Raw genomic sequence first — 26,752 nt, 5'->3', positions numbered from 1 at the left:
AACGATATTGCGCTGTATTTCAGTATGTTAACCAGATGGCGCGCCGGAGGGCGGCAGTAACTGTCAATTTTTTCCCATCCCGTCGGGCTCCAGGACCCTCGGGGACCGGATCTGGGGAAAAAAACGCCGCCCTGATGCACGATCTGCCCCCTGACCGCCGGGACCATGGGAGCATTGTTCCCAGTATGCCGGGATGCTGGTGTGATGCCCCTGAAATAAGCTGATTTTTTCATCACGGTCTCCCGGGATGGCCACTCCCCAAACCCGTGAGGCTGGCCAACTCACGGCGGCTGCGACTCCGGGACGGGCTATTGCGGATGCGCCACCGCATCGCCCAGGGCCGCACCGTACAGGCGCATGCAGCACGCCGCCGTATCCCAGCTTCGGGATGCGGCGGCGTGCTGCATGCGCGACGGGGAAAGCACCCGGAAGGATGCTTTCCCCGCGTATTGTATTCGGAGGCAATGCGCTGTTAGGGCATTTTAATTTTGAAAAAGGACATTGCGAGAGGGGGTTCGGGGGAAGAACCTTTCTTCAGAAAGGTTCTTCCTCCGAGAACTCCTTTCAAAGATAACTTGCTCTAGCGCTTGAGCATGATGACTTCGGCGAGCATGGAGTCCGTGGTGGTGATGACCTTGCCGTTGGCGGAGAAGCCGCGTTGGGTGGTGATCATATCCACAAATTCTTCAGCCAGGTCCACGTTGGAGAGTTCCAGCGAGCCGGAGGAGATGGAGCCCATGCTGCCGGTGCCTGCCGGTTGCGAGCTGGTCAGGGGCGCCTCGCGCGTTTCGGAGAACAGGTTGCCCCCTTCGCGGCGCAGGCCCGTCTTGTTGTTGAAGTCGAACAGCGCCAGCTGGTAGAGATCCAGCGTCACCCCGTTGGAGAAATTGCCCTGGATGACGCCTTCGCTGGTGACAAGCACGTTTTGCAGGTAGCCGAAGGTGTAGCCGTCCTGGGATTGGTACAAGTCGGAGGAGGCGCTGTCGAAGCTGGTGGAGGCAGACGAATGGCGCGTGGCGTTGGTGCCGAAGCTGGGCAGATCGGCCGTGGTATGGGTGTTGCCCATGTCCGAGGCCCGGGACGATCCGCCGGCCGTGGCCAGGGGGTCCACCCAGGTGCGGGTGTTGGAGGCCTGCAGCCCGACGTTCAGCTCAATGAGCTTGCCTGAGGCGTTGGCCAGCGGCGGATCGATGGGCGTGCCGTCGGCATTCACCACTGAGCTTGCGTTGCCCAGCCCGGTAAAGTTTGCCGCAAACTGGGGATAGCCGTTGTCAGAGATGCTCGTGGGCCGCCAGTAGTCCAGGTTTTTGAAGCCGTCGGTATTGTTGGCGTCGGCCTGCAGGGTGTAGGCAGACATGCTTTCGATCTGCCCGTACGAATTGAAGGTGAGCGTGCCAGCCATGAGCAGCCCGGCGGCAGAGGTGCCGGCGACGGTGTTGTCTGCGGTGGCGGTGCCGCCAAAGAAGCGCTTGTCCTCGGAGGGGTCCATGGTGACGATGTATTCCCAGGCGTTTTTGCCTTCGGCGTTGGAAACCTGGTCGTAATACACGGTCAGCGTATGCGGGCTGCCTGCTTCGTCGTAGACCTTGAGGGTGGTCTGGTAGGCGTACTGCATGGAGCTCAGGGGCGTTTCCTGCGAGCCGTCCCAGGCGTTGAGCAAAGAGAAGTACGGGTTGGCCGGATCGCTGGTGTTGTCGCCGCCATCCAGATCCAACTGCGTGATGAGGCTCACGTTGCTGGTGTGCTGCGGGTCGGCCACGCCACCGGCATCCAGCTTGATGTTGGTGATGCTGCCCGTGCGCGTCACCTGGGTCAGGCTGTCCGAGTTCTGAGACGTGCTGCTGGAGTCCAGGGTCCGGGTGGTCAAGCCCCAGCCTTGCAGTACGTACCCGTTGGGATCCTTGAGGTAGCCATTCTTGTCGAACCGGAAGTTGCCGGCCCTGGTGTAATACCGCTCGTCCGAACCCAGGGGGGAGACGCCGAAGAACCCGTTGCCGGAGATGGCCAGGTCCGTGGATTCGTTGGTGGTCTCAAAGGAGCCTTGGGCAAAGTCTCCATAAATGGCCGACACCTTGGTGCCGCGGCCAATTTGCGCGGGCGTGCTGCCGGAGGTGACATAGTCCTGGCTCATAAAGTCCGCAAAATGCATGTGGGACGACTTGAAGCCCACGGTATTGACGTTGGAGATGTTGTTGCCCACCACCGTCATGCGTTCTCCATGAGTGAGCATGCCGGAAACGCCGGTCCACAGGGAAGATGTCAGGCTCATTGCCTTTCTCCTTGAATTCTTGCTGGATGCATCGTGCTGCCCTAGCTGGTCGAGCTGGTGTCCTCGGTGTCGTCGCCAGTGTCTTCAGACGCGCTGCTGTCGCTGACCACTTCCTTGATGGAAGCGAAGTCCACGCTGCGGCCGTCCTTGAGCTGCAAGTAGAACGTGCCGCTTTCTGCCTTGACCCCGGAAACCACGCCCGCCACATCCATGTTGACGAGCACCAGTTCGCCATCCACGCCTTCGCAGGACATGCCCACTCCGTAAATGCCGTTGGGCTGACTGTTTCCTTTGTAGTCCGTGCCATCCCAGGTGACCTCGTGGCGACCGGCCTGGTAGGCGCCCAGTTCGAGGGTCTGCACGAGACCGCCGGACTGATCGTAAATGTTGACGAAGCCACTGGCCATGGGTTCTTCGATTTCGAACCACAGGGTGGTGACGCCGTCTTCGGTTTTGGAGAAAGTATTGCCTTCGGCAACCACTTCCTTGCCGATGAAGCTCACGGAACTGAGCATATCTTGCCGCTCGGTGCCGTCGTTGAGCGTGTCCACACCGTCGGCAATTTTGGTCAGCTGTTCCAGGCTGGAGAACTGGGCCAACTGGGACGTGAATTCCGTGTCGGCCATGGGGTTCAGCGGGTCCTGGTTGGACAACTGGGTGATGAGCAGGGTGAGGAACGTGTCCTTGCCCAGTTCATCGGAGCCGGTGGCGGAGCTGTCTTTGACGGTGTAGCCGGTACTGCTGAGACCGAGGCTGTCATTCACATTGACAATCATGGACGGCTCCTGGACTAGGCAATGATGTTGATGCCAGCGGCTGCCCCGGCGCCATTCAGGGAGGCCACGCGGGAAGAAACTTCCCCTGCTGCACCATTCTGCATCTCTCGGGCCAACGCTGCATCCTGGGCGGCGGCGCGGCGCAGGAAGCCCCATGCGCGCTGTTCGGCCATGCGTGCGCCCTGCTCCTGGGAAAAATTGTGCTGGCCGGATCCCTGCCAGTTGGCGGCATTCTGGTCCTGGGCCAGGTTGGTCTGCACGTCCAGCTTTTCCACCTTGAGGCCCTGCTGCTCCAGGCTCTGCTTGAGCTGGGTCAGCTGTTGGGAAAGGGCGGCGGCGGCTTCCTGGTTGTCCGGACGCAGGCTGGCGGTAACTTCCTTGTTGGACGACACCTGCAGAATGACCGTCACCTTGCCCAGATCCGGCGAATCCAGCCGCAGGGTGAGTTGCTTGGATCCCTCGGCCAGGGAGCGCAGCGCGCCCTGTTCCACGGCCTGCAACACCTTTTCCGACTGCACGGCTGCCCGCTGGAACACGGCATCGCCCTTGGCGGCCTTGGCCTGCTGCTGGGTGACGGTCAGCGCTTCCTGAACCCTGGCGGCGGCCAGCAGCGGATCGATGCGCACGGACTTGCGGCCCGCGGGTTCGGTCTCCACCTTGCTCCACATGTCCCGCCAGAGCTGTTCTTTTTGGGAAAAGGCCTGCCCCTGGGAGGAGTCCTTGCCGGTCGAACCGTGGCCGGACCCATCGCTGCCGGCGACCTTTTTGCTCGCCAGGGCATTGGCCAGGGCGTCCTTGCTGGCGGGGTCAACTGCCTTGACGTCCGCCTTGATGTCCGCCTTGGCGTCTGTCTTGACCAGCTCGTCGGCATCGGCCGGGTCGGCAGTCTCCTTTTTGGAGGCCTGGGCGATGGATGCCTTGAGGGCGTGGGGGTCCATGGTTTCGCCGCTGGAGCGGCTTGCCGCGGCCTCGCCGCTCTGGCGATGGTTCTGGGCTGCGGCTTCCTTGATCCTGAAGCGCTGGGACTGGACGTCGCGGCTTTCCTTGTTGCTGGCCAGGGAATCGCGCTGGGCTTCGTCCAGGGCCTGGTTGAGGGCGCTCTTGAGCTTGTCGTTAAGGATCTGGCGGGCCGGGTCCCGCAGTTGCTGGGCCAGTGCCCCATGGGTGGCGGCGGCGGTCTGGCGCAGGGTCAGGGTGATGGCCTGCAGGCCGCTGCGGCCAAGCCGGGCTTCGCCATTGGCGTTGAAGAGGCCGGCAAAGTTGTTGGCAATGGCCGGGTCCAGCCCCGTGAGCTTGGCCAGGGCGGCGAGTTCGCCAAAGCGCATGGAGACGGTCTTGCTGTCGCTCATGCCGGCGAGCTTGGCCTGAATCTGCAGCCAGGCGGCATCGCCCTGGCCATTGGAGAACTGGCTCAGCAGGTCCTTGGCTTCCGTGGGGTTGAAGCCGATTTTCTGGAAAAAGCCGTGCAGGGCCCGCAATTCCTCGTCCGTGAGGGACGCCTTGCCGGCGCCTTCGGTGTCCTTGGCGTCGAGCTTCTGGTTCACCTGCTGCATCAGATCCTGCCAGCTCAGGCCACTGTCGCTTTCCACCAGGGTTTGCAGATCCCTGATGTCCGACTTGGACAGGCCGGCATTGAACAGATCTTCTGTCAATGCGGCAAAATCTTCCGCAGACACCTGCAGGGTGGAGGCGTTGGCGCGGTCCATGTCGTAGGCGGACTGGCCCTGCACCTGCGAGGCAGTTGTGGATGAGGACGTGGAGGCCGTGGTGGACGATTCTTCCAGCTCACTTAAAATACTGGAGAAGTCCTGTCCGGTGGCAAGGCCGGTCGCCAGGTTGTTGGAAAGCGACTCGGTCTGCTGCTGCAGTTGTTTGCTCAAAGGAATAATCTGCATGGCGGGCTCCTTACCCTGCCATGATCAAGAGCCGTGCCAGCGCGGCCGGTCGGCATGCAGCAGGCTCAGCGGGTCAGCCCGTGGGCGCGTTCCACGAGGGAGAGCGCCCGGGCGTAGCCCTGGGGGGAGAAGTCGTGATTCTGGAGGGTGAGCTGCAGCACGCTGGCCAGGGGCCGCAGCAGGGGCGGGTGCGCGGCCCAGAAGGCCTCCTCCAGGGGCGAGCGGGTGCGCAGGGCCTGGGAGAGGCATCGGCCCAGCTCGCCAAGGCCTTTGCGGAAGCGCATGCCCAGCACGGGATGGGCGTGTTGCAGGGCCTGCCAGGCGGCGCGGGGGGCGGCATCGTCCCACAGGCCGAAGGCGTGGCCCATGAAGTCCCGCCACAGGCCGGAAAGCGCTTCCCGGGCCGGGGGCGGCTGGGTTGGATCCAGGGGGATCAGGGCGTACAGGCCCCGGGCATCGCGGCCGGTGGCAAAGAGGCGCAGTCGCTCCAGGCGGCGGATGGGCAGTTGCAGGGGATCGGCCGTCACCAGAAACCGTCGGGCCAGGGCGGCGATGGCCGTGGGCGGGAAGGCCTCGCGGCAGCAGGGGGATTCGCCGCGGGTGCAGCGCCAGCAGCCGGTGCAGCTCATGGCGGCCTGGACCACCAGATGCCCCGGCGAGTGCGGGCCCGTTTCCCAGGGACTGACAGGCCCCATGGACAGGTTGATGGTCTTGAGCCCGGTCCAGGCGGCCAGATGCATGGGGCCTGTATCCGGGGTGATCATCAACCCCAGCGTCTGCCCCATGCGGGCGAAGGCGCTCAGGTCGAACCGGCCGCAGAGATCGGCCACGGGTGCAGCCAGGGCGGCCTGCACCTCCCGGCCCAGGGCCACATCCCCAGGACCGCCCAGGAGCACAGGCCGCACATTGCGGGCCAGCAGTTCCCGGGCCAGGGCCGCCCAGAAGGCCGGTGTCGGCCGCTTGGCCGCTTCGCTCGCGCCCAGGAACAGCCCCACGGCAGGCGTATCCTGGGGCGGGGTGCGGGGGGAGGGCATGGAGGTGGCCTGGATCTCTCGCAGGGGCACGCAGTCCAGGGCGTTCAATTCGGCCCAGTGGAAGCGATTGTGCCGGTTGTTGTGCACCAGGGAGGCGCGATACAACTGCCAGTCGCCATGAATGTAGGTGGCGCCATTCGGGGTGCGCACCGGCCCCAGGCGGGTTTCGGCCTGGAGCACGCCGGCCAGCCAGGCGGCCTCGGGCCGGTGGCTGAGGTTGAGGAGCATCTTGAAGCGATGCGCCTTGAGTCCCTCGGCTTCGGTCCAGTCCACATAGGCGGCCTTGGGGCTCAGGGGCAGGAGGGGCTCGAAGAAGCGTCGCTCGGCCACCACCCACAAGGGATGCCCGGGGTAGCGTCGGGTCAGCCAGAGCAGCAGCGGGAAGGTGAGCAGCAGGTCGCCCATGCGCTGCATCTGCAGGACAAGGATAGGCTCGGAGGACATGGCTGCCGGCTACCCGAAGGTGGCCTGCATCTGTTCGCACAGGGCCAGGATGCGGCGGTCGTAGGTGTGTTCGGCCAGCACGCGGGCCCTGGCTGCGGCGACGATGCGCAGGCGTTCGGCAGGGTGGGTCAGATAATGACGGGCGAGGGATTCCACCTCGTCCGGATGTTCGTACACGGCCACCTCCGTGCCCGGCTCAAAGAGATCCGCCAGCTGTTCGCGCATGTCCGTGAGCACGAAGGCCCCACAGGCCGGACAATCGAAGACGCGCTGGTTCACCGCGCCCTTCATCTGCTTGCTGGTGGTGTTCAGGTTGACGGCCTGGGCGGGATAGAACGCCGGCAGGTGGTCGTAATAGCTCAGCTCCGGATGCCAGGTCCAGGGTTCGGGACGGTGGCGGAACAGGATGGGCCAGCCCTTGTCGCCGCAGATGAGGGGATGCAGGGGCAGGATTCCGGCCACGCAGGCAACGCGATACTGCCGGGTGGCCTCCCAGGTGAGCATGGCTTCCAGGGCCAGACGGCGTTCGGCCGTGGGCAGGGCCTGCCAGTCCGCATACCGGTCCGGGTGCTGCTCCTGCAGAAATTCCAGCACGCCGCGGCAGTCGCTCGCACCGAATTCGCGGGCCAGATTGCGGTATTCCAGCAGCAGACGCCGCGGCGGCCGTGCCTTCCTGAGCCGGTGGCCCACCTTGAAGACCATGGAATTGCCCACGAAGCTCGCCCCGGCCCGGGGCATGCCCGGCCAGGCTGGCGCACCGGGGCGGAAGCGGTGGGCGTCCGTGCCCAGGGGCAGATAGTGGACGTGCTCGAAGCCCAGGGCCTTGAGGGAGGGCAGGTTGTCCCGGTCCCAGGTGAAAATGGCCGTGAGGGGATGCACCACCTGCTGGTACAGATGCAGGATGAGGTGCGGGTTGTCCACAAACCAGGAGGCCATGGGCAGGCGCATCTGCTCCAGCAGGGAGATGAGCACGCCCTCGCGGTCCACGCCCAGGTGGTTGATGGTGAACAGGAAATCCGGCTTGAACTCCAGCACGGCCGTGAGCAGCTCTTCCATGAACCGGCCGGCGCCGATTTCCTGATCCTCAATGTGGATGCAGTGCAGGGGCACGCCCAGCCGGGTGCAGGCGGCCTGCACCTCGCCCATGAGAAAATACTGGCTGGTGACGCCCAGGATGCGCGGCGGCCAGTTGCGGAAGCGGGGCTGGCGGGCCTTTTCCCAAAAATTGTGGACCTGGCTGGCGGCGAGGCGGTCCGCCAGGACCTGATAGTGGCTGCGGTCCTGGCGCAGGTAAAAGGGCAGGGCGATGGGATGGAAGGGCGCGCCGCCGTGGGCCATCTGCCAGCGGGTCAGGCTGGCGAGGGCGGCTTCGGGGGTGGCATCGAGGACCCAGGCCACCTGCGGGTATTGCGCCACAAGGCCGGTGGCGGCCAGGATGTCCGCCTCCTTGTCCACCACGGCCACGGGGCCGGGATGCGCCTGCAGCACGGCCTCCAGGGCTGCGCCCAGGCCGGCGCCCAGGAGCACGGGCAGGCTGCGCGCCGGGGGCAGGGCGTCCTGCACCAGGGCGGCTTCGCGCTCCCGGCCCTGGCGGCCGGCCATGCGCCGGGTGCGGCCCTCCTGGGTGATGACCACATCCTGCAGTTGGCCGTCCTGCTGCAACAGGTCGATGCGTGCCGTTGTCACCAGCTTCGATCTCCCGGGCGATGGAAGAAGAATTCCGTGCGCCGGTTGGTCTGGCGGTTTTCGTCGGAATTGTTGGGCAAGAGGGGCTGGGAGTCGGCATAGCCCACAGCCTTGAGCCGGCTGGAGCGGATGTCGCCTTTTTCGATGATGGAACGCAGGGCCGTGGCGGCCCGGGCCGAGGAGAGCTCCCAGTTGCTGGGGTAGAGGTTGTTGCTGGTGGGACGGTCGTCCGTATGGCCCCGGACCACCAGATCGTAGTTGTGTTCCTTGAGGATGGCGATGACCTTGGCCAGGGCCTTGTCGGCTCCCGGCTTGAGGGTGGCGGTGCCGGGCTCGAAGAGGGCGTCGTTGTCCACGCGCATGATCACGCCCACGTCGTCGGTGGTGACTTTGGTGGATTTTTTCAGATCGTCATCATCGAGCAAGGTGTTGAGCTGGACCACCATGCCCAGCATGGCCCGGTCATCCTGGGTCATCTTGACTTCCTTGCGCTCAAGCTTGGACGGCGAAAAGGCGGAGTAGGGGGCGTCCGGCCGCCTGGTCTGCACGCCGAAGGCCTCCTTGATGGAGCCGATCATATCTTTGAACTTCTGCACGTCCATCTGCGCAAAGGACAGCAGCAGCACGAAGAAGCAGAGCATGTTGGTGGCAAGGTCGGCAAATGTCGCCAGCCAGGGCGGCAGCCCCTCCTCGCATTCCTGCTCGGCGCATTTTTTCGGCGGCGGACAGTTTTTTGGTTTCGCCATGGTGGACGCCTACTTCTCGCGGGCTTTGGGCGGCAGGAACGAGGCCAGCTTTTCCTTGATCACGCTGGGATGCTCGCCATTGAGAATGGCCAGCACGCCTTCCATGGTCATTTCCATGTATTGGCTTTCCTCGCCGCTGCGCTCGGCCAGTTTGTTGGCCAGGGGGGAGAAGACTACGTTGGCCAGCAGGGCGCCGTAAAACGTGGTCAGCAAGGCCACGGCCATGGCCGGGCCGATGGATGCGGGATCGTTGAGGTTCTGGAGCATCTGCACCAGACCGATGAGCGTGCCGATAAGCCCGAAGGCTGGCGCATACACGCCCATGGCCTTGAAGACGTTTTGCCCGCTTTTGTGGCGTTTGATCATATTGGCGATTTCCGTTTCCATCACCGCGCGCACAATGCCTTCCTCGGTGCCGTCGGCCACCAGAAGGATGCCGCGCTGCAAGAACTGGTCGGAAACGCTCACCTTTTCCAGGGCCACCAGGCTTTCCCGCCGTGCTGTTTCCGCCAGCTGGATGATCTGGCGCACGTTGGCCTGCGGATCCGGTGACTTGAACAGAAAGGCCTTCATCACTGCCTTGAGGGAGCCGAACACCGCGCCCATGGGGAACATGACAAAGGTGACGCTGAAGGTGCCGCCGGCCACGATGATGATGGACGGAATGTCGATGAACCCGCCGATCCCAGTGCCCATGGCAATGGAGCCAAAAACCAGCACGAAGCAGAGGATGAGGCCGAGTAAGGTGCCGATGTCCATCGATTCAGTGTCCTGCGTTCAGAGTCTGTATACCGTGTTGCGCGCGCACGGCAGGGTTACAACGGCGAGGTGCTTATCACACCGTTGATCAACCGGAACCGCACGCGTTCCATGGGAGCGTCCACCATCAGTTGCGCCGTGCCGATGCTGAGCTCCACCAGCGGCCGCACGGTCCCTTGGACCACCAATTCGCATTGCGCCAGGCTTTCGGGCGTCTCCAGGCGTTCCTGCACGGCGGAAAGTTGCTGTTCCAGCTGCGCCTTGCGGGCCAGGGCCTGTTCCTGGCGCGGCAGAAATTCCTGGGCCGATGCCGGCCCTTCCCGACGGCGTTCCGCCAGATAGCACAATTCATCCTGCACTTTTTCCAGGGCCTGGAAAATGGCGTCCTGTTTGAGCAGCATGAAAGGGTTGCGCCCCAGCACCACCTGGGTGATGGTGCCTGCACCACCGCCGAGCTGATTTCCCACGAGCAGACTGCCCATGCAATAGGTGGAACCCCCCTGCAACCGTCCACCGATGCGGATGTCCCCGCCGCAGTAACACTGACAATGTAGCATGGAATGCTTGATTTGTATCAGTTTCCCAGCCACCAGTTGCGCATTTTCGGCAAATCCGGCTTCCAGGGCGTGCCCTGCCCGTAGCACGGCCTTTTTTTCGCCCTTGATGCCGCTGCGGCATACCATGCGCTCTTTGGCCTCCAGGGTGGAGCCGCCCACGGTGCCGTCCACCAGCAGATTTCGGGCCTTGAGGGCAAAGCCGGACTTCACTTCGCCGTGGACGCGCAAATCTCCCACAAACGCCACGTTGCCAGTGTGGAAGTTCACATCCCGGCGGATGTTGAGCTGGTCGTGCACGCGGATCAGCCCGTCCCGATAAAAGACATACCCGCTCACCGCAGCCAGGAGCTTCATGGGGTTGGCAGGGTCTGGCCGGGTGCCCGGGCCGGCCGGGAGCTCGGGGCGATCGAACACGAATCGGGTTTGCCCGGCGGCCTGCTCGGGGGGGATGCTGGCGAATTCGGCCAGCACCTGTCCGGCGAGGACGTTTTGCACGTACCCCATATTGTAATGATCCACGCCGCCGTTGCCGGCCAGACGAGGCTTGAGCTGGGTGTAGTCGAAGTCGGGGTCGAAGTGGTGCATGAGGAGGTATGGCATGGCGGGCCTTTGTCATTGCGGCGCGAAGGCGAGCAGCGTGTCGAGGTCCTGGGATGTGTCCACGATGGTGAAGGCGTCCGTCAGGTGCACCAGTCCCAGGGCCTTGAGGACGTGAACACCGGGTCTGTACAGATACAGCTCCTTGCCGCGGGCGTTGGTCCAATGCCGGGCTGCCACCATGAGGCCGATGCCGGAGGAGTCCACAAAGACGGCCCGTTGCAGATCAAAGACCACCTGCGCCAGCCACGCCTGCCCCACGGCGTCCTCCATCTCGCGCTTGAGGGCGGGGATGGTCTCCGCGGGGAGATGATCCGGCAGGATCACCAGCAGGGAGGCGTTGACCCGTCGCAGGTGCGGGGGGTGCATGGGCGTCCTGTCTGGCATTACGACGCGCTGCCCGGCAGGCCGAGCTGGCTGGCGTCATCCACCATGGAGAAAAACCGCGTCAGCTGCACCAGTTCCAGCGTCCTGCGTACCTGGATGCTGGGCTTGAGCAGATGCAGGGGGGTGCCCAGGGCCTGCAGCCGGCTGTTCAGGGCCACCAGGCAGCCGATGCCCGAGGAGTCCATGAAGCGGACGTGCTCCAGGTCCATCACGGCCATGGCGCAGCGTTTGGCTTCCAGGAACGGCTCCACAGCCTCGCGAAAGCGGCCGGTGGCGTCCAGGGTGAATTCTCCCTGGATGCGGCAGCGCAGGACGTCCGCCTCCAGGACAATGGAAAAGGGGAGCGTGGGATCCGTCGGGTGGCTCATGGCGTCTCCGGCGCGGGCGTTTGGTCGGGGGTAGTGAACGAAGTGGCGGCGTTGGAGTGTGCCCACTGGCGGTGCCACTGCTCCGGGGCCACCTGCATGCGCATGAAGACGCTGTTGCGGTGGTGGCCTTTGCGGCATTCAAAATGACTGGCCAGACGGGACATGATAAACAATCCCCGCCCGCCCTCGGCCTCGGGATGGGCATTTTCCACCACCACCGGCCAGGTGGAGAAACCCACGCCCCAGTCCGCCACTTCCACTTCCACATGACTGTCCGGGGCCAGGGTCAGGACAATTTCCAGATTCCCGGGTCCGGCGTGGGGGTAGGCGTGGCGCACCACATTGGCGCAGGCCTCGGTGAGGGCGAGATCGATGTTGTAGAGCAGGTCTGCATCCGCAATGGCTTCGGCCAGCAGGGCCACGGCCGCCTTGCCCAGCCGGCGGCTCAGGCCGGGCAGGGCCAGGCAGCGCAGCAGGTACGTGTTTGGCGGCAGGGTGTCCCGGGGGGGGGCATCGTCGCGGATGCCGTGGGGCGCGTTCATTCCAGGGCCTCCACCCAGAGGGCTGTGCAATCGTCGCGAAAAGTCGGCGCCAGGGGCGCGGCTGGCATGGCCTGTGCGGGGTCGGGAAACTCGGCCACAGGGAGCGCATTGGCCAGACGGCTCAGGGCCTGATCCAGCCGTTCCAGGAAGCGTGCGGGCGAGGCGTCCTGCTGTCGGGCGGCTTCCAGGGAGATCGCCAGCTCCACAAACCGGTCCAGCCCCAGCATGTGCTGGTCGGCATCGGGCAGCAGCCATTCAAAGAAGCCGTCGGTGTAGCAGAACAGGCGGCTGCCGCGGGTCCAGGGCAGGGTGTGGGTGAGCCAGGGCGCGCGGAAAAAGCCCATGAGCGGGGCCGTAGGATCCAGCCGGCGGGAGAAGCCATTCGGCGAAAAGAGCAGGGGCGGGCAATGGCCGGCGTTGCACCAGGTGATGGTGTTGCGGCGGCGGTCGATGTCGGCCACGAAGCAGGTCAGGTGATCCGGCGCGGCGGCGAGGATTTCCAGGAACTGATCGTTGAGCAGTTCCATGGTGGGCGTCAGATCCATGTGCAGGGTCTTGGACACATGGAAAATGGTGCGCACGATGGCCATAAGGCAGGCCGCCCGCGCGCCATGGCCGGAGACGTCCGCCACCACCAGCCGCAACACGTGTTCGCCCACGGGGAAATAGTCGAAATAGTCGCCGCTGGCATGGCCCGAGGGGCGGTAGAGGCTGTCTACCGCCAGACCCTTGAGGAACGGGCTGGCCTGGGGCAGCATGATCTGCTGCAGCCGGCCCACGGTGTGCAGCTCGCCGGCCAGGGAGGCCAGGGAGGCCTTGAGGCTGCGGGTCAGGCGCATCTGTCGGGCAGCCACCTGGGTGCGGGCCAGCAGCTCCACGCGTTCGCAGGGCTTGGCCAGGAAATCGTTGGCGCCCAGGGAGAGGATGCGCGGCCGCACGGTGCGGTCGTCCTCGGCAGTGAGGACGAGGATGAACGTCTCCTGATCATGGACCTCATTGCGCACGTAATCCACCACGCCGAAGCCGTCCAGCTCGGGCATGTTGACATCCAGAATCATGATGTCCGGCTTTTCCAGGTGATACTGGGCAATGGCGTCGCGGCCGTTGCGGGCCTCGCGCACGCGGTAGCGCCCGCCGAGCATGGCCGCAAGGCTCAGGCGGATGACTTTGGAGTCATCCACAAGCAGAACGCTGATATCGGCCTCGCTGGCCGTGGCCGGGGTGGTGTTCGGCATCCCGGGTGGGTGCGTGCTGGATGGTGCGTGCATGCCGTGCCTGTGCAATGATCCTTGTCGGCCAGGGCCAGATAATGGTTACGGGCCGGCGAAGTCGGCGGAATCCAGCTGCATGGTCACCGGTCCCCAGTTCAGCAGGGTCACGTCCATGTCGCCGCCAAAGACGCCGCCGGCCACGCGGCCCGGGGCCAGGGCGTCCAGATCCGTCAGCAACGTGTCGTACAGCGCCCGGGCTGTCTGGGGCGGTGCGGCGTTGGAAAAAGAGGGCCGCCGGCCGCTGCGCAAATCCGCGTACAGGGTGAATTGGGACACCACCAGCAGCTGCCCGCCGTGCTGCAACACGTCTTCGTTCATCCTGCCCGCCATATCGGGGAAGATACGGAGACTGACGAGTTTTTTCAATATGGTCTGCCAGGATTTCGTGGCCGGCAGCTCCGGGCCGTCAGCCGCGCCGAAGCCGGCCAGCACCAGCAGGCCCGGCCCGATGCACGAGACTTCCCGGCCCTCGCACTGCACGCTGGCGTGGCGCACACGCTGCAGCAACAAGCGCATCAGAACGCGCCCGTGGGGCTGTAACTGGCGCACTGGCCGGGTTTTTCGCAGACCGTCACGGACACCAGCCGCACCGGAAAGGCCGCCAGCAGCGGCGTCAGGGTGTGGAAAATGTGGCGGGCCAGATTTTCCGAGGAGGGATTCAGGCGGTCGAAGGGCGGCACCTCATTGAGATGTCGGTGATCCAGCGCGGCGAGGGCCTGATCCGTGCACTTTTTCAGATCCCCGAAGTCCATGAGGATTTCCACCTTTGGATCCAGGGTGTGGCCTTCCACCACCACGTGTGCGGAAAAGTTGTGGCCGTGGAGCTGCTCGCACTTGCCCTGGTAGTGCCGCAGGCAGTGGGAGGCGGCAAATTCGCGGGTGACGCTGAGGCGCCAGGTGTCCGTCATGTCAGGAAAGTCCTTTGCAGAATCGGTCCATGGCCAGTTCGAAGGCCGGGGTGGGGTCCACGGTCAGGCGATCGTCCAGTTCAAAGTCGCAGACGCAGGTGTCCAGCAGCAGCCGCAGGCGCACGGGGGTGTCGCCTTCATGTTCCTGGAGCAGGGCCTTGAAGGCGGCCAGGCCGCCGTGCTCCAGCCGGTTGGCGGGCAACTGCAGGCGCACGGGCTCGGTGCAGGCGGCCACGGCCAGTTCCAGGAGCTTCGCTTCCTCCACCAGGAGTTTTACGGTGGTCGAGGGTGCGTCGTCATCGGACGATTCGCCCTGCGCCTGGGCGGCGCCGTCCTTGTCGTCAATGAGGGCGGTGAGGAGCAGGGGCTTTTCCTCCAGCAGCAGGGCCTTCACGGCCTCGTAGGTGCGGGGGAAGAAGGTGGCCTCGGCCGAGCCGCCCAGATCCTCGATCTGGCAGAAGGCCATCTTGTCGCCCTTTTTGGTCAGGTGCTCCTTGATGGAGGTGATCATGGCCGCCACGCGCACCTGGCGACGGTCCGACATGCCGCGACACTCCTCCAGGGGCGTGAGTTGCAGGCGCTGCAACTGGCGGCGGAAGGGCATGAGCGGATGGTTGGACAAAAAGAAGCCCAATGCCTCCTTTTCGTACCGGGAAAGGATTTCCGCCGGCCACTCCGGCAGGGAGGCCTCGGGGCAGTCGAACCCCACGCCGGGCATGGGCGGCGGCGCTTCCGTGGCCGGGGTGAGGGAGAAGAGGGAAACGATGGCGTCGTCCTTCTCCCTGGCCTTTTTCTGGGCCCGGGCGACGGCCTGTTCCAGGGACTCGAACAGCGCGCGCTCGGTGGCGCCCAGGCTGCACAGGGCCCCGCACTTGATCAGGCTTTCCAGCACGCGCTTGTTGGCCTTGCGCAGGTCGATGCGGATGAGGAAATCCAGCAGACTGGTGAACGGCCCGTCGGCCTCGCGGGCGGCCACGATGGAGTTGATGGCTTCGTCCCCCACGTTCTTGACCCCGCCCAGCCCGAAGAAGATGACGTTCTCTCGCACGGAAAATTCCCGGCGCGAGGCGTTCACGTCCGGCGGGCGCACCTCCAGGGGCCGGCCCTGGGCGTCCTTCATGTCCTTGCAGGCGGCGATGTACTGCAGCAGCTTGTCCTGGTTGCCAAGTTCCGAGGTCATCAGGGCGGCCATGAACTCGGCCGGGTAGTGCGTCTTGAGCCAGGCCGTCCAGTACGAAACCAGGGCATAGGCCGCGGAGTGGGACTTGTTGAAGCCGTACTCCGCAAACTTTTCCATCAAGTCGAAAATTTCGTTGGCTGTTTTCTGGGGCACGCCATTATTGGACGCGCCTTCCACAAAGATGGCCCGCTGCTTGGCCATCTCCTCGGCATTTTTCTTGCCCATGGCCCGGCGCAGCAGATCCGCGCCGCCCAGGGTGTACCCGGCCACGATCTGCGCAATCTGCATCACCTGTTCCTGATACACGATAACGCCGTACGTGGGCTTGAGGCACTCCTCCAGGCTGGGCCAGGGATAGGTGACGGCCACCTTGCCGTGCTTGCGGTTGATGAATTCATCCACCATGCCCGAGTTCAGCGGCCCGGGCCGGTACAGGGCCAGCATGGCGATGAGATCGTCAAAGCAGGTGGGCTTGAGCATGCGCAGGTACTTGCGCATGCCTGAGGATTCCACCTGGAAGATGCCGTCCGTCTCCCCGCGCTGAAAGAGCTTCCAGGTTTCCTCTTTGGCGTCGTCCAGGGGCAGGGCGTCGAGATCCGGCACGGGCGCGCCCTGGCGGCCGATGCTGTCCAGGGTGTCCTGGATGACGGTCATGGTGCGCAGGCCCAGGAAATCGAACTTGATGAGGCCGATTTTCTCGACCATCTTCATGTCGAACTGGGTGACGATTTCCTCGCGCTTGCCGCGGTACAGGGGCAGGCGGTCCGACAGGGGCCGGTCGCCGATGACCACGCCCGCGGCATGGGTGGAGGCGTGGCGGCACAGGCCCTCCAGCCGCTGCGAGACATTGAGCAGCCGGGCAATCTGCGCATCCCCGGCCTGCAGGGCGGCCAGATCCTGGCTTTGCTCCAGGGCCTTCTTGAGGGTCATCTTCAGATCGTCGGGAACGAGCTTGGCAATGCGGTCCGTCTCCGCAAAGCTCATGCCCAACGCCCGGCCCACGTCCTTGATGACCGCCTTGGCCTTCATGGTCCCGAAGGTGGTGATCTGCGCCACGGAATCGCTGCCGTATTTCTCGCTGACGTAGCGGATGACCTCCGTGCGCCGGCGTTCGCAGAAATCCACGTCAATATCGGGCATGGACACGCGTTCGGGATTCAGAAACCGTTCAAACAGCAGGTTGTACGGGATGGGATCGATGTTGGTGATCTTCAGCGCCCAGGCCACCAGCGAGCCGGCCGCCGAGCCGCGCCCCGGCCCCACGGGAATGCCGTGGTCCTTGGCCCAGTTGATGAAATCCTGCACGATGAGGAAGTAGCCCTCGAAGCCCATGCCGCCGATGACCTGCAGCTCCGTTTCCAGTCTCTCACGGTAGGCTTCCTGGTCCACGGCATAGGGCATCCGCTTGAGCCGGAATTCCAGACCTTCCCGGGCCAGCCGCTGGAATTCCTCGCTCACGGTGCTGCCCTCGGGCAGTTCGTAGCGCGGGAAGTGGTGGCTCTTCAGGTCCAGCTTCACATGGCACATGTCTGCAATGCGCAGGGAGTTTTCGATGGCTTCCGGGCAATGCGGGAAGGCGGCGCGCATCTCCTCCGGGCTTTTGAAATAGAGATCCCGCGTCTCGAAGCGCATGCGTTTGGGATCGTCCACACAGGCGGCGGTCTGGATGCACAGGAGGACGTCGTGGGCGTCCACATCCTCCTTGGTCAGGTAGTGGCAGTCGTTGGTGGCGATGAGCGGCAGCTTGAGCACGTCCGCCAGTTCGATGAGCTTCGTGTTCAGCCGGGCCTGTTCGGGGAGGTCGTTGGCCTGGACCTCCAGGAAAAAACGGCCCGGGAAGATGGCGGCATAGTCCCTGGCGGTCTGGATGGCCGCGTCCATGCCCTGGCGCAGCATGGCCCTGGGCACCGCCCCGGCCAGGCAGGCCGAAAGCGCCACAAGGCCTTCATTGTATTGGGAAAGCAGCTTCAGGTCCACCCGGGGCTTGTGGTAGAACCCGTGCAGGTGGCCGATGGACACCAGCTTGACCAGATTCTGCCAGCCGGTCTCGTTCTTGGCCAGCAGCACCAGGTGATGCCGGCTGCGGGCGTGCTCGGGATCGCGGTTGGTATGATCGATCTCCTTGCCGGCCACATACACTTCGCACCCCAGGATGGGCTGGATGCCCTCCTTCTGGCACTGGGTGTAAAAAGTCAGCGCGCCATAGAGGTTGCCATGGTCCGTGATGGCCGCGGCCGGCGCGCCATGCGCCTTGGCCTGGGCCACCAGATCCCTGATCCGGATGGCGCCGTCCAGCAGCGAGTATTCCGTGTGGCAATGGAGATGAACAAACGACATGCAAGGCTCCGCGGTGAAGACGTCTCCCGGCGGTGTAGCAGAAAGCGGGACGGAAGCAAACGCCGCAGCAGGGGGCGGAAATGGCGGGAGGCTTCCTTTCCGCAACGGCTGGTGCTAGGTTGCGCGGGGCAGCCGTCGGGACATGGCGGACTGGTTGTGCAACCTTCACACTGCGCGAGGCCACGATGCGGATAGGCATTGACCTGCATACGGTGCATCATCTCATGCAAGGGTCCAAAACGTATATGTATCAAATGGCGATGCACCTTGCGCGATCTTCGCAAGCGGGTGACTTCGTCTTTTATGTCCCCGAAGAAGCGCATGCGGAATTTGCGCAGCATGATTTTGGAGGGCGTGTTGCTGTTGAGTCGATGCCCTTGTCCCGGATCAAACGACTCGTGACGGCATTTCCCCGCCAGTGTAAGAGAAGCGGGATTGATCTGCTGCACGTGCAATACATCGCGCCATTCCGCCTTGCCATGCCGTATGTCGTGTCGCTGCATGACATCTTGCACGAGACGTACCCGCAATTCTACCCGCGGAAAATCCGTCGTCTCATGTCGCTGCTATATCCCCTCAGTGCACGAAAGGCGGCAAAGGTCATTGCGCTCTCCGAGTACACCAAGATGGAGGTGATGACGAAGTACAATGTGCCTGCCGGGCAGATCGAGGTCGTGTATCCCGGGGTATCCGACGAATTCAGGCCCCGCACCGATGCCGCACAGGTGGCGCGGGTCAAGTCGAAGTACAAGATAGACGGCGACTATCTGCTGTACGTGGGACGCATCGAACCGCGCAAGAACATCCAGTCGATCATCAAGGCGGCGCTGCTGCTGCACCAGCGGCGTGAATTGCCGTGCAAGGTGGTCATTGCCGGCATGATGGATCCCATGCTGCCGGAGTATTACCACAGCACCAGGGCCATGGGACAGCATGAGCGCATCATCTTTACGGGCGGCGTGGCGCAGGAGGATCTGCCATACCTGTACAACGGCGCCACAGCCTTTGTGTATCCCAGCTATGGCGAGGGCTTCGGCATGCCCATCACCGAGGCCATGGCCAGCGGGGTGCCGGTGATCGCCTCCAACGTCACTGCAGTGCCGGAAGCCGTGGGCGACGCCGGCATCATGGTGGACCCGCACGATGTGGACGCGCTGGCCCAGGCCATGGGCACTGTACTCGGTGATGCAGCACTTCGGGAACGCATGACGGCCAACGGCCTGGCCCATGCAGCCAGATTTCCCTGGAGCGGCATGGCGGCGCAGGTGCTTGGCGTCTATGCGCAGGTGCTTGGCACAGCGTGACGGGACGCCATCATGCCTTCGGGATGATGTGGAGCCCGGGCGCGAAGGTGTCCAGAAAATGCATGCAGCCCGGCCACTGCGCCACGTATGGTGTGTAGCGGGCGACAAATTCCCGTGCGGCGAAGCTGGCTGCCGTTGCGGCGTCTGCATCGGCGGGCATGGTGATGGGGGCTTCAATGGTGCATTGCCACGGCGTGTGCGCGCCGGGATGCACAAAGAGGGGCAGCAGCACTGCGTTTGTCCGCAGGGCAAGACTCGCCGCGCCCAGGGGAAAATGCATGGTGTGGCCGAAAAACTCCAGGGGCTCATGGCGGCCATGCATGGCCATGTCTCCCGCGCCGTCCGCCGTGATCATGACGAGGTTGTTTTCCTTCAGATGCCTGAACACGCGGCGGTAGTCGCTTCCGACGGGGACGATCTCCGCAGGCATCCTGCCCTCGTAGCGCAGTCGCAGGCGGAAGGCGACATTTCTGCCGATCCAGGACAGCCCCTCGTCGCTGGGCTTGCCGATCTGTTTGACGGCGTAGCCCAATGTCCCAAGGGCGAACAACGGCAGGTGCACCGGTCCGAAGTGCGGGTGCGCCAGCACCACACCGCGGCCCTGGGCAAGGGCGGCCTCCAGATGCTCCAGCCCGCGCCAGGCAAGCAGCCTGCCGAGCGCGGCCGGGGTGAGGGAGGGAAACACAAAGATACTCAGCTGGTTCAGATAGTGCACGCGCAGGTAGCGCCGGACTTCCTGCCGGGCCTTGTCTGGGGCGATGTCCGGCTGCAGGCGGGTCAGGTTGTCATGCAGCCACCGCTGTTTGCCTTTGGAAAGCATGCAGTGCAGGTCGCCAAGTCTGGTGATGCACCATATGCCCGCCATGGGTGGCAGCAACAGGATGAGCCAGCGGAAGGGATACCAGATGCACAGCCGCAGCACATCTCGCAGAATGCTTTCACGCGTACGCATGCAGGTTATTTCCCAAGGAGCTTGAGGAGAACGTTCCAGAGCGTTTCGATGATGACAGTCCGTCGTTGCGTGTAGTAGGCCGGGCGCAACAGATCGGTGGAGGCATCGCACAGGCCTTCCTGCGCGGCGATGTCGAAGAGCCGGGTGTGGGGCTCGATGCGCAAGGAGTTGACCTCGAAGTGCACGCGGCCGCGCAGCGTCAGCTTGGCCCTGAACAGGAACCAGACCAGATGCAGGAAGCCGGCCCAGGTTTGCCCCGGCGGGTTCTTGAAGAAATTGTAGCTGACCTCAAACCCTGCCCGCTCCCGCGCCAGGGTGGACAGCATGCGCCAGGCATTGAGGATGTCGCGCCGACGTTGCACCTTGCCCAGGGATTGCAACGTGCCGTCCGTGATGCCGTCCGGGCTCAGGATGAACGTGGTGCAGCCGGCGGCAAGACACAATTCCGCGAATTCCCTGTCCAGTTCCTTTTCACTGAACCAGGCCGACCATTGCACGCGAATGCCGCGGCGGATGATGGCTTCGCAGATGGCCGCCGCATGTGATTTTGGGATGTTGAACACGGAATCCAGAAAGGTGAATCTGTCGATGCCATGCATGGACACCAGCGTCTCGATGCGCGAAACCACATCTTCCGGAGGCAGCAGGCGGTATTCCCGGCCATTCAGAAACCCGTACGGGCAATAGATGCAGTGCAGGGCGCAGCCGCGTTTGCTTTCCACGCCGATGGGCTCCGGGCCATGCGTCACGGCGTTGTACAGGGCCACATTGGCGACGGTGCGGAACACATCCGGGGAATCGCGCAGGTCCATCTTGGCCGGCGGTCCGGAGAAGCAGACTTTGCCATCGCGCCGGGAGTACACGCCCGGCACGGCCCAGGGCGCGTCCAGATGCTGCAGCAGCGCAGCCGTGGTCTGCTCGCCTTCCAGGTAGATCCCGGCGTGGATGGCGGGATTCTCGTGCATGATGCGTTCGGCGAACAGGGAGAAGCCGGCGCCGCCCACCAGAATGCGGGCCTTGGTGCGCTGGGCGATGTATTCCAGCAACTCCTGGAAGTGCTGATAGTAAAATACCACCACACGCTTGTTGGTGGAGTCGATGTTGCGCAGGGAGATACCCACCACGTCCGGGTTCCACTGTTGCAGTATGGCGTCCAACGGGCTGTACGGTGCGTCTGGCGGGCCTTCCACATTGGGGTCAAACAGGCGCACCTCGTGACCGGGCAGGGCTGCCGCCACACAGGCCAAACCGATGGGATAGACCGGCGGCTCTGCGCCGCCCAGCCAGCTTTGCACAAGCAGTACGCGCATGGTCAGTGGGAGAGGAGGGGTTTAAGCATGGATTTCAGGCGCTTGAGGGCCAGAAACGTGCCGCGGATCACCGGCTCCAGGGCGTGGGATCCGAACACGCGCCAGGGCAGGGGGGAGATGGCGAGGCGCAGCAGCCAGGCGGGCATCTTGCCTGTCTTGGATAAGGAAATGAGCAGGTTGGAGTAGCTCGGCGCGCGCATGGTGTAGTGCTTGGAATACACGTCGCGCCGTTCGTTTTGCAACAATCCTTCCGCTGTGGCTTTTTCGTGCAGGGCCGTGCCGGGATACAGCACCAGGGAGAACGGCTGCAGCCTGAAGGGTTTTGGAATGCGAGAGATCAGTTCCAGGGAGGCCCGGCGATCTTCATCTGTCTCCCACGGGGCATCCAGGATGAAATCATAGCTCGGCGGCAGCAGTCTGTCCCGGAATTTGTGGATGATGTGCATGGCTTCCAACAGCTTTGCATTGTTCATGCGGGAGCGGTTGAAGAGCTCCTGGATATGCGGGCTGCCGGATTGCACACCCATTTGCAGATACACAAGACCGGCATCCACCAGCGCGGCGAGCTTGTCTTCCCGCATGGTCAGGGGACTGGCCAGACAGGTGAAGGGCAGGCCGATGCGCTGCTTGTACTCGCGGCAGAATTCCAGGATGTCCTGCATGGGTCGGCCGAAAAAGGCATCGTCTGATATCCAGATGAAGCCGATGAACGGAAACTGCCTGATGATGGACTCCAACTCATCCATGACGTGACTGGTGCTGCGCCAGCGCAGATAGTTGCGCGCGCCGTAGAGCTTCTTCACGGCGTCGTTGATGCAGTAGCTGCAGCGGTGGGGGCAGCCGCGACCAGTCATGGTCTGATAGCCGATCTTGCCCAGCAAGGTTGAAACGGTGCCGCCGGTCAGGTGCTCGCGCACGGCGTCATCGGTCATGGGCGTCACACGGTCGCCGGCAAGGATGTGATGGTCGGTCCCGCTCCAGTCCGGGGGCGGGTAGATGTCCAGCCCGGGGGGCAGGGGACGCACGGGGTTGCGGAAGACGTCTCCCTGATGCGTGCCCCACAGGCCTTGGATCGTTGACGGATCCCCGCCGCGCTCCAGGATCTGGGCCAGTTCCAGCAGGGTTTCCTCGCCATCGCCGATGCACACGAAGTCCGCATGCTGCAGGCATTCCTCTGGCCGGATGGTGGCATGCACGCCGCCCCAGACCACGGGCACGGCGCTTGCCTGGCGCAGGGCCGTGGTGAGCTGCAGGGCGTTGTCGAAATAATTGGTCATGAGGGTGATGCCCACCAAGTCCGCATCCTTGCAGCATTCCACAAAATCCTGCAACACTGCCGGGGAATAGCGCTCGGGCTGGGCCGCCACTTCATCGCCGAACTGGTCCGGCAGAAAGATGCAGCGCGTCTGGATGCCGTGGTGCCGCAGCCAGGCGGACAGCGAGCGCAGGCCGAAGCTGGTGATGTCCGGATATGGCGAGACGAGAACGACGCGCATTAGCCTTTCCTTCCTGCGACCACGGGATCATGCCGGCGCTGGCGGTCTATCCAGGCGCGGATGCGGGAGATGTCGCCGCGGGCGATGAGTTTCCAGGCCTTGGCCACCGCGCGGCAGGCCTCCCCGACCACGTGGAACAGCCCATAAAACCAAGCCGGCCGGCCTTCCAGCAGACGCCGCACCGGCCCTTCCCTGAGAAGCACCGCAATGATGGACTGCGGAAAGTGCATGAAGCTCTGCAGATAGAGCAGCAAGCCGGGATAATGCCGGGTGGGCGGAATGTAAAACGGCTGGCGAAAGACCTGCTTCTCTTCATCGTCGATGATGCCTTCCTGCATGGCCTTGCGCGCAATGGCCGTGCCGGGGAAGAACACCAGGCTGGAGATGGCCAGGCCGTAGGGCTTGGGAATCTGGTGCAGCAGCTGCACCGTCTGCATCAGATCGTCCATGGTTTCCCAGGGGTTGTCCATGATGACGTGATAGTGCGGCGGCAGCAGCGGCGGCACGTGCTTGTGCACCAGCCGGGCGCCAGCCACAATCTGCGCGTTGCTTTCCTTGCGGCCGTACATGGCGCGGATGCGGGGCGAGCCGGTCTGCACGCCCATTTCCACGTACACCATGCCTGCATCCATCAGCAGCCGCAGCTTTTCCTGCGTCAATGTGGTGGGACTGGCCTGACAATAGAACGGCATCTTGATGCGTTTTTTATACTGCTCGGCAAATTCCCGCAGCCAGGTGACGGGGCGGGCAAAGAAGGTGTCGTCAAAAAACTGTACGGCCTTGATCTGCGGAAAGCGGGCCAGCGCGTCTTCAAGCTCTGCCATGACGTGCGGCACACTGCGGGACCGGAAATAGGGAACCGCATCCCCGGCGAACTTATCTTTCAGCGCCGGCACATTGCAGTAGCTGCAGCGGTGCGGGCAGCCGCGGTCGGTCATGATGCGGTAGGCTTTCAGGCGTGCATTGTGGTAGTATGGCACCAGGGGCAGGGTGTCGATATACAATGCATCGGTCAGAGGAATGATTTGTTCGTGGATGGGATCCAATACGTAGTGTTCCACATTGGACACATCCGGCGCGGGCAGGCTGTCCAGATCGGCGATGAGGGGCCGGCAGCCGTTGTCCCGGATGCGGCCATCCACCTTGGTCCAGACGCCGGGGATGGCGTCGGCGGCGGTCTGGCTGGTCAGGGCCGCAGTCAGCTCCAGCAGGGCCTCTTCACCTTCGCCCACGCACACATAGTCAGCGTATTCAAGGGCCTGCTCAGGACGCAGGGTGGCATGGACTCCGCCCCAGATGACCGGGACGCCGGCGATTTCCTGGATGGCCCGGGTGCACTGGGCGGCGCGGTCCAGGTAGTTGGTCATGAAGGAGAGGCCGACCAGCGTGGCGCCGCGGCAGTGTTCCGCCACCTGGCGCAGGGCCGCCTCGGGGTATCGATACACGAAGGTGCCGCCCTGCTTGAGCAGGCCGAGGCTGCCGGGCAGGAAGATGATGCGAGTACGCAGCCCCTTGCGTCGCAGGTGCGCGGAAATGGAGCGCACGCCGAAGGCGGACAGATCCGGCGGCGTGGGCGTGACAAGGACGACCAGCGGCGGAAGACCCATCGGCGACGGCGAGGCGCCGTCCGCATTTGACGCCGTGGGCGCGGTGGCGTAGTGGAGCGACATTCGACACTATAGGCGCTTAAGGGCGGTTGTTGTCAAACAAAAAAAACAAATCAAAATCAGCATGTCATGAAACTTGCACGCGACATGGCCCTCTGGGCCGTCTGGGGCCCGTTCAAACGGCTGCTGTGGCTGCTGCCGGCAACGTGGGGCCTGCGTCTGGCGCGCCTGCTGGGCCGCGTCTATTATCATGTGGCCGGCGGCAAGCGCCGGGGCATGGAGGAAGCCGCGCGGCTCATCCTCGGCAACAACACCCCGCCCGAGACCGTGCGGGGCTTGGTGCGTCAGGCAGCGGTGAACTTTGTCTGCAACGACGTGGAAGTGCTGCTCTTTCCCACGCTCACCCCGGCGCGGACCCAGGCCATCACGCGGCTGGAGGGGCAGGAACACCTGGATGCCGCCCTGGCGGCGGGACACGGCGTCATCCTGGCCTTCGGACACTTCGGGGCCAACCAGATGATCATGCCGGCCATCGGCCACCGGGGCTACCGCATGTGCCAGCTTTCGGCCCCGGCCTGGGTGCTCAACGAGCGCCTGCCCGAGGCCCGCAGCGCCCTGGTGCGCCGCACACGGGAGATGCGCTGGGCGCACGAAGCCTCCCTGCCGGTGCAGCACATCAATATCTTTGGCAATCTGAAGGAAGCCTTCGCCTGCCTCAAGCGCGGGGAGGTGCTGGGCGTGGCTGTGGATGGCGGCGGCGGCGAGCGCAAGTTGCCGGCTACATTCCTGGGCCGGCGGGCGCTCTTTTCCATCGGCGCGGCGGGCCTGGCCATGCGCACCGGCGCGCCCCTGGTGCCGTGCGCCATGCTGCGGGACCCGGCCACGGGCATCAATACCTTGCGCATTCGTCCAGCCCTGAGGCTGGAGGAGTCGCCCCGCAAGGACAAAGACACGGCCGTCCTGGAACGCAATCTGCAGCGGCTCATCTCCATTCTTGAAGAAGACGTCCTGCAACGGCCGGATCACTATCTGTATTTTCTGGCATTTCGCCTGCACATGGCCCTGAAGGAAGATCCGTTGTTCCTGGATGCATAGCGCATTTGAATTTTGAAAAAGGACATTGCGAGAGAGGAGACCTTTTGCAAAAGGTTTTCCCCCGAGAGTTCTTTTCAAAAACAACGTGCCCTAGCCCGAACGGCCAACACTCACAGGAGCGCCTATGCTTCGCGCCGGACTCGCCACCCGCGGCATGGATGCCGCCACGAAATTCCGCATCCTCAAGCGCCATCTGGCGGCCGTGCTGCGTCACGCCACGCCGCGCAAGCTGCTCAATCTGGTGAAGACGGAGCGAAACATGCGCCGCAAGGCGGAAGTGCTGGACTCCTTCCCCTACATCCTGAAAATAGAATCCACCAACATCTGCAATCTGCATTGCGCCTTCTGTTACGACAACCGCCGCCAGCCCAGCGAGGGCGAGCGCGGCTACGGCCGCATGCAGCCGGCACACTTCCGCCATGTGGTGGATCAACTGGCGCCGTATTTGTTCAAGATCAACATGTACGGCTTTGGCGAGCCCTTTCTGTTCCCCGAGGGCTTCGAGATGATCCGCTACGCCACGGACAGGAACATCGGCGTGGGCGTGTCGTCCAACATGAATATCAAGGACGATCTGCTGGCGGAAAAGATCATCGACTCAGGACTCGAAGTCCTCATCTTCTCCTGCCACGGCGTCACGCCGGAGAGCTACGCCACGTTCATGGGCAAGGGGAACATGGAACTGGCGCTGGAGAACATCAGGCGGCTGGTGGCCCTGAAAAAGGCGCGCAATCGCAGCACGCCGGTCATCGACTGGCAGTTCTGCGTCACCGGGTTCAACGAGAACGAGATTCCCCTGGCCGAACAACAGGCCCGGGAGCTGGGCGTGGATCAGGTGCGCTTCATCAAGCCCTTTTTCCCGAAAGATGCCCCGGCCCAGTGGTGGAGCAGCAAGTTTCCCCGCAACCTGGACGATCAGGCCGCCGACGTGGAGCCGGATTGCTCCTGGCTGTACCGGTCGGCCTTTGTCAACTTCGATGGCGGTATCTCGCCCTGCTGCAGCGACGTGCGGCCCCTGGCCAACGACTTTGGCAATGCCCTGACGCAGCCCTTTGCGGAGATCTGGAACGGCCCGGCCTATCGCGCCGCCCGCCGGCTGCTGAAAAATCCGCACGCTGCCGATGCGCAGGCCGCCCGGGTGTGCCAGCGCTGCCCGCTCATCGTCAACGCCCGCAAGCAGGCACAGTGAGGGGTTTTTTGAAAAAAGAGACTTGCGAGAGAGGAAACCTTTT

At 63.8% G+C, this 26,752-nt stretch carries 22 protein-coding genes; 3 read left to right on the top strand and 19 right to left on the bottom strand.

Features of this window, described 5'->3' with window-relative positions; genetic code table 11:
- Positions 1-580: 580 nt before the first annotated feature.
- The 15 genes from DGI_RS00515 to dnaE form a co-directional block, all read right to left on the bottom strand.
- Positions 581-2,269: a flagellar hook protein FlgE gene (locus tag DGI_RS00515; RefSeq protein WP_021758622.1), complete on the bottom strand. Its 1,689-nt coding sequence runs from the start codon at positions 2,267-2,269 to the stop codon at positions 581-583.
- 41 nt (positions 2,270-2,310) lie between these two features.
- Positions 2,311-3,045, bottom strand: coding sequence for a flagellar hook assembly protein FlgD (locus DGI_RS00510; protein ID WP_021758621.1), 735 nt, complete (start codon positions 3,043-3,045; stop codon positions 2,311-2,313).
- A 14-nt stretch (positions 3,046-3,059) separates the two neighbouring features.
- A complete protein-coding gene (locus tag DGI_RS00505; protein WP_021758620.1) occupies positions 3,060-4,940 on the bottom strand; it encodes a flagellar hook-length control protein FliK in 1,881 nt (626 codons plus the stop codon).
- 65 nt (positions 4,941-5,005) lie between these two features.
- Positions 5,006-6,418: a glycosyltransferase family 9 protein gene (locus DGI_RS00500; protein WP_021758619.1), complete on the bottom strand. Its 1,413-nt coding sequence runs from the start codon at positions 6,416-6,418 to the stop codon at positions 5,006-5,008.
- A gap of 9 nt (positions 6,419-6,427) precedes the next feature.
- Entirely contained in the window at positions 6,428-8,104 is a 1,677-nt protein-coding gene (locus DGI_RS00495) for a CgeB family protein (RefSeq protein WP_021758618.1), read from the bottom strand.
- On the bottom strand, positions 8,101-8,850 hold the full coding sequence (locus DGI_RS00490) for an OmpA family protein (protein WP_021758617.1): 750 nt from the start codon (positions 8,848-8,850) through the stop codon (positions 8,101-8,103). Before DGI_RS00490 ends, DGI_RS00495 begins: the two co-directional genes overlap by 4 nt.
- 9 nt (positions 8,851-8,859) lie before the next feature.
- On the bottom strand, positions 8,860-9,609 hold the full coding sequence (locus DGI_RS00485; RefSeq protein ID WP_021758616.1) for a motility protein A: 750 nt from the start codon (positions 9,607-9,609) through the stop codon (positions 8,860-8,862).
- A 56-nt stretch (positions 9,610-9,665) separates the two neighbouring features.
- Positions 9,666-10,766, bottom strand: a complete 1,101-nt coding sequence (locus DGI_RS00480) for a DUF342 domain-containing protein (protein WP_021758615.1) — start codon at positions 10,764-10,766, stop codon at positions 9,666-9,668.
- Between the two features lie 12 nt (positions 10,767-10,778).
- A complete protein-coding gene (locus tag DGI_RS16705; protein ID WP_021758614.1) occupies positions 10,779-11,132 on the bottom strand; it encodes an STAS domain-containing protein in 354 nt (117 codons plus the stop codon).
- 17 nt (positions 11,133-11,149) lie between these two features.
- On the bottom strand, positions 11,150-11,518 hold the full coding sequence (locus DGI_RS00470) for an STAS domain-containing protein (protein ID WP_021758613.1): 369 nt from the start codon (positions 11,516-11,518) through the stop codon (positions 11,150-11,152).
- A complete protein-coding gene (locus DGI_RS00465) occupies positions 11,515-12,060 on the bottom strand; it encodes an ATP-binding protein (RefSeq protein WP_021758612.1) in 546 nt (181 codons plus the stop codon). The genes DGI_RS00470 and DGI_RS00465 overlap by 4 nt, the downstream gene beginning before the upstream one ends.
- Positions 12,057-13,295 carry a PP2C family protein-serine/threonine phosphatase gene (locus DGI_RS00460; RefSeq protein WP_021758611.1) on the bottom strand — a complete coding sequence of 413 codons (1,239 nt, stop codon included), beginning with the start codon at positions 13,293-13,295 and terminating at the stop codon, positions 12,057-12,059. Before DGI_RS00460 ends, DGI_RS00465 begins: the two co-directional genes overlap by 4 nt.
- Positions 13,296-13,373: 78 nt before the next feature.
- Positions 13,374-13,847, bottom strand: a complete 474-nt coding sequence (gene dtd, locus DGI_RS00455) for a D-aminoacyl-tRNA deacylase (protein WP_021758610.1) — start codon at positions 13,845-13,847, stop codon at positions 13,374-13,376.
- Positions 13,847-14,239 (bottom strand): 6-carboxytetrahydropterin synthase QueD, encoded by a 393-nt coding sequence (gene queD / locus DGI_RS00450; RefSeq protein ID WP_021758609.1) that lies wholly within the window; start codon positions 14,237-14,239, stop codon positions 13,847-13,849. The genes dtd and queD overlap by 1 nt, the downstream gene beginning before the upstream one ends.
- A 1-nt stretch (position 14,240) precedes the next feature.
- Complete coding sequence (gene dnaE, locus DGI_RS00445) at positions 14,241-17,756, bottom strand: DNA polymerase III subunit alpha (protein ID WP_021758608.1); 3,516 nt, start codon at positions 17,754-17,756, stop codon at positions 14,241-14,243.
- 80 nt (positions 17,757-17,836) lie between these two features.
- On the opposite strand from dnaE, the gene DGI_RS00440 reads away from it, so the two are divergent.
- Positions 17,837-19,060 carry a glycosyltransferase family 4 protein gene (locus DGI_RS00440; protein ID WP_081696733.1) on the top strand — a complete coding sequence of 408 codons (1,224 nt, stop codon included), beginning with the start codon at positions 17,837-17,839 and terminating at the stop codon, positions 19,058-19,060.
- Positions 19,061-19,070: 10 nt separating this feature from the next.
- Here the strand turns inward: DGI_RS00440 and DGI_RS00435 are convergent, their stop codons facing one another.
- The 4 genes from DGI_RS00435 to DGI_RS00420 are packed head-to-tail and all read right to left on the bottom strand — an operon-like array spanning position 19,071 to position 24,488.
- A complete protein-coding gene (locus DGI_RS00435) occupies positions 19,071-20,012 on the bottom strand; it encodes a lysophospholipid acyltransferase family protein (RefSeq protein WP_021758606.1) in 942 nt (313 codons plus the stop codon).
- Between the two features lie 5 nt (positions 20,013-20,017).
- Positions 20,018-21,322 (bottom strand): B12-binding domain-containing radical SAM protein, encoded by a 1,305-nt coding sequence (locus DGI_RS00430; RefSeq protein WP_021758605.1) that lies wholly within the window; start codon positions 21,320-21,322, stop codon positions 20,018-20,020.
- Positions 21,323-21,324: 2 nt separating this feature from the next.
- Entirely contained in the window at positions 21,325-22,818 is a 1,494-nt protein-coding gene (locus tag DGI_RS00425) for a B12-binding domain-containing radical SAM protein (protein WP_021758604.1), read from the bottom strand.
- Entirely contained in the window at positions 22,818-24,488 is a 1,671-nt protein-coding gene (locus DGI_RS00420) for a B12-binding domain-containing radical SAM protein (protein WP_235619906.1), read from the bottom strand. The genes DGI_RS00425 and DGI_RS00420 overlap by 1 nt, the downstream gene beginning before the upstream one ends.
- A 66-nt stretch (positions 24,489-24,554) precedes the next feature.
- Between DGI_RS00420 and DGI_RS00415 the strand changes: the two genes are divergently transcribed.
- Positions 24,555-25,520 carry a lysophospholipid acyltransferase family protein gene (locus DGI_RS00415; protein WP_021758602.1) on the top strand — a complete coding sequence of 322 codons (966 nt, stop codon included), beginning with the start codon at positions 24,555-24,557 and terminating at the stop codon, positions 25,518-25,520.
- 124 nt (positions 25,521-25,644) lie between these two features.
- Positions 25,645-26,709 (top strand): radical SAM protein, encoded by a 1,065-nt coding sequence (locus DGI_RS00410; protein WP_021758601.1) that lies wholly within the window; start codon positions 25,645-25,647, stop codon positions 26,707-26,709.
- Positions 26,710-26,752 lie beyond the last annotated feature (43 nt).

The organism is Megalodesulfovibrio gigas DSM 1382 = ATCC 19364, from assembly GCF_000468495.1.
GTDB lineage: Bacteria > Desulfobacterota > Desulfovibrionia > Desulfovibrionales > Desulfovibrionaceae > Megalodesulfovibrio > Megalodesulfovibrio gigas.
The sequence above is the reverse complement of the archived record's forward strand: the minus strand, read 5'-3'. Positions and strand labels throughout refer to the sequence as shown.

What these genes read in the sequence shown, in the direction of transcription:
- DGI_RS00515 (WP_021758622.1), bottom strand. Translation starts at nt 2,269, where the DNA reads ATGAGCCTGACATCTTCCCTGTGGACCGGCGTTTCCGGCATGCTCACT.
- DGI_RS00510 (WP_021758621.1), bottom strand. Translation starts at nt 3,045, where the DNA reads ATGATTGTCAATGTGAATGACAGCCTCGGTCTCAGCAGTACCGGCTAC.
- DGI_RS00505 (WP_021758620.1), bottom strand. Translation starts at nt 4,940, where the DNA reads ATGCAGATTATTCCTTTGAGCAAACAACTGCAGCAGCAGACCGAGTCG.
- DGI_RS00500 (WP_021758619.1), bottom strand. Translation starts at nt 6,418, where the DNA reads ATGTCCTCCGAGCCTATCCTTGTCCTGCAGATGCAGCGCATGGGCGAC.
- DGI_RS00490 (WP_021758617.1), bottom strand. Translation starts at nt 8,850, where the DNA reads ATGGCGAAACCAAAAAACTGTCCGCCGCCGAAAAAATGCGCCGAGCAG.
- DGI_RS00485 (WP_021758616.1), bottom strand. Translation starts at nt 9,609, where the DNA reads ATGGACATCGGCACCTTACTCGGCCTCATCCTCTGCTTCGTGCTGGTT.
- DGI_RS00480 (WP_021758615.1), bottom strand. Translation starts at nt 10,766, where the DNA reads ATGCCATACCTCCTCATGCACCACTTCGACCCCGACTTCGACTACACC.
- DGI_RS16705 (WP_021758614.1), bottom strand. Translation starts at nt 11,132, where the DNA reads ATGCACCCCCCGCACCTGCGACGGGTCAACGCCTCCCTGCTGGTGATC.
- DGI_RS00470 (WP_021758613.1), bottom strand. Translation starts at nt 11,518, where the DNA reads ATGAGCCACCCGACGGATCCCACGCTCCCCTTTTCCATTGTCCTGGAG.
- DGI_RS00465 (WP_021758612.1), bottom strand. Translation starts at nt 12,060, where the DNA reads ATGAACGCGCCCCACGGCATCCGCGACGATGCCCCCCCCCGGGACACC.
- DGI_RS00460 (WP_021758611.1), bottom strand. Translation starts at nt 13,295, where the DNA reads ATGCCGAACACCACCCCGGCCACGGCCAGCGAGGCCGATATCAGCGTT.
- dtd (WP_021758610.1), bottom strand. Translation starts at nt 13,847, where the DNA reads ATGCGCTTGTTGCTGCAGCGTGTGCGCCACGCCAGCGTGCAGTGCGAG.
- queD (WP_021758609.1), bottom strand. Translation starts at nt 14,239, where the DNA reads ATGACGGACACCTGGCGCCTCAGCGTCACCCGCGAATTTGCCGCCTCC.
- dnaE (WP_021758608.1), bottom strand. Translation starts at nt 17,756, where the DNA reads ATGTCGTTTGTTCATCTCCATTGCCACACGGAATACTCGCTGCTGGAC.
- DGI_RS00440 (WP_081696733.1), top strand. Translation starts at nt 17,837, where the DNA reads ATGGCGGGAGGCTTCCTTTCCGCAACGGCTGGTGCTAGGTTGCGCGGG.
- DGI_RS00435 (WP_021758606.1), bottom strand. Translation starts at nt 20,012, where the DNA reads ATGCGTACGCGTGAAAGCATTCTGCGAGATGTGCTGCGGCTGTGCATC.
- DGI_RS00430 (WP_021758605.1), bottom strand. Translation starts at nt 21,322, where the DNA reads ATGCGCGTACTGCTTGTGCAAAGCTGGCTGGGCGGCGCAGAGCCGCCG.
- DGI_RS00425 (WP_021758604.1), bottom strand. Translation starts at nt 22,818, where the DNA reads ATGCGCGTCGTTCTCGTCTCGCCATATCCGGACATCACCAGCTTCGGC.
- DGI_RS00420 (WP_235619906.1), bottom strand. Translation starts at nt 24,488, where the DNA reads ATGTCGCTCCACTACGCCACCGCGCCCACGGCGTCAAATGCGGACGGC.
- DGI_RS00415 (WP_021758602.1), top strand. Translation starts at nt 24,555, where the DNA reads ATGAAACTTGCACGCGACATGGCCCTCTGGGCCGTCTGGGGCCCGTTC.
- DGI_RS00410 (WP_021758601.1), top strand. Translation starts at nt 25,645, where the DNA reads ATGCTTCGCGCCGGACTCGCCACCCGCGGCATGGATGCCGCCACGAAA.